General features: G+C 71.8%; 1 protein-coding gene. It reads right to left on the reverse strand.

Features of this window, described 5'->3' with window-relative positions; all coding sequences use genetic code 11:
- Nucleotides 1-333, reverse strand: a 333-nt coding sequence (locus EF903_RS33600) for an AI-2E family transporter (protein ID WP_125548615.1), incomplete at both ends; no start/stop codon positions are given.

Here is a 333-nt window from a genome sequence, read left to right on the forward strand (position 1 = left end):
CACGACGAGCACCACCAGCAGCGTCATCAGCGCGGTGAACACCCCCTGCGTGACCAGTGCCACGACGACGGCGAGCGCCCCCGAGACCACCGCGCCGACCAGCGGCACGAACGACGCCAGGAAGATCACCACACCGATCGGGACGGCGAGCGGCACCCCCAGGAAGTAGATGCCGACCCCGATGAACAGGGCGTCGATGAACGCCACGATCAGCGTGCCCCGCACATAGGCGGTCAGTGTCCGCCACGCCAGCGGGCCCGCACCCGACACGCCGGGCCGGGCCGCTGCCGGCACCAGGCCCAGCGTCCACCGCCAGATGCGCGGGCCGTCGTA

It is taken from the genome of Streptomyces sp. WAC05292, assembly GCF_003949955.1.
GTDB lineage: Bacteria > Actinomycetota > Actinomycetes > Streptomycetales > Streptomycetaceae > Streptomyces > Streptomyces globosus.